The sequence below is a fragment of the Ruegeria sp. AH12 genome (assembly GCF_056541465.1).
In genome coordinates, this window is sequence record NZ_JBQFYL010000046.1 from 1 (window position 1) to 1543 (window position 1543).

At 51.1% G+C, this 1543-nt stretch carries 1 protein-coding gene and 1 pseudogene; both read left to right on the forward strand.

Going from position 1 to position 1543, the window contains the following annotated elements; genetic code table 11:
• Window positions 1–1286 (forward strand): mechanosensitive ion channel family protein (locus tag ACR0EL_RS21440; protein WP_480502183.1); only part of this gene is annotated, 1286 nt, incomplete at its 5' end.
• Window positions 1283–1543, forward strand: a pseudogene (locus tag ACR0EL_RS21445) (mechanosensitive ion channel protein MscS); the annotation flags it as partial. The gene ACR0EL_RS21440 and the pseudogene ACR0EL_RS21445, both read left to right, overlap by 4 nt.

Below are 1543 nucleotides of genomic sequence, written 5' to 3' on the forward strand. Positions count from 1 at the left end.
TCATTTGGTTCACGGCATTAGCGAGTGCTTTTCCTGCCGGCGCGCAAGAGACTGAGGCCGACCAAGAGGCTGTGGAAGTCGAGAATGACGATCTAAAAAAAGCAGTCGTTGATGAGATGATTGCGGCTGATGATCTCGAGATCCTACTTGTTCCCCTAACCGCGGAAGAGCTTTCCCAAGTCGCTGGTACTTGGCAGAGTTATGTGCGCTCTCGGCTCGAAGAAGTCGCGCAAGTAAACTTGCAACTTCGGTCGGCGAGCGGAGCTCGGGAAGACAACTTGCGGTCTCAGTTGTCCTCTTTGAACGACTCTGGATCAGAAACTCTCAACAACTATCGTCTGGTGCTCGAAGCATGGGCCCTGAAAGGCGCGAAGGCGGAAGATCTAGAACCGCATTCTGACTATATTCTCGCGTTGAAAACGGGAGCCCTAAAAACTACCGACCTTCAAACGCTTTTTCAGAACGCTTGGGCCTGGTTGTTCTCGTGGGATGGGGGCGTAGGCCTGCTGATGGCCGGTCTGGGTGTTTTGTTAGCAGTTTGGGCCATGATGTTCATTGCTCGGATGGTGCGCCGGGTCACTGAACGGGGTCTGAACAAAATTCCAACTATCTCCAGAATGCTGAAACGCTTCATTGCCACCGCCGTATACTGGGCCGTTTTCGTCCTTGGTATACTCGTCGTTTTAGCTTTGTTCGGAGTTAACGTCACACCGCTTTTTGCCGTGCTCGGTGGTTTGTCGTTCATCCTAGGTTTCGCATTGCAGGAAACGCTGGGAAACCTCGCAAGCGGTCTGATGATCATGGTCCTCAAGCCATTCGACACTGGCGACTATATCCAAGTGGGCGGTTCATCTGGGTTTGTGGATGAGATGTCGGTGGTTTCAACCAAGATCAGAACATTCGACAACCAGATTATTATAGTTCCCAACAGCAAGATTTGGGGGGATGTCATTACCAATGTAAGTGCATCCGAAGAACGTCGGGTCGATCTGGTCTTTGGTATCGCCTATTCGGACAACGCTGCCCAAGCAATTGAAGTGCTCAAAGACTTGGTTGCGCATCACCAGCTTTGTCTGAAGGCACCAGAACCTGAAATTTTCGTGGGTGAGTTGGGAGACAACTCCGTCAACATCTTCTGCCGTCCATGGTCCAAGTCTGATGACTATTGGACCGTTTATTGGGACCTGACCGGTCAAGCAAAAGAGCGGTTTGACAAAGAAGGCATATCTATACCGTTCCCGCAACGCGATGTGCATATTATTCCCGCAGAAGGAGCAAAATCATGAGGGCCCTTACGCTATGGTTACTGCCTCTTCTATTTTCCTGCACTGTTGCGCTTGCTCAGTCTGAAGAAATCCTCGCACCAGCTGAAGAGAGAGAAGATCCCGAGTTTATTGCGCCGGTGATAGTGGATGGCGAAGAATTGTTCGTGGTTCGCGGTTCAAGTGCGCTGCCCGCAACCGAACGAGCGAGAAAAATTGAGGAGCGGATCGCTCAAGTCGCCAATGCATCCACGAAAGCTTCAGTACAGCTTGAGATTTCG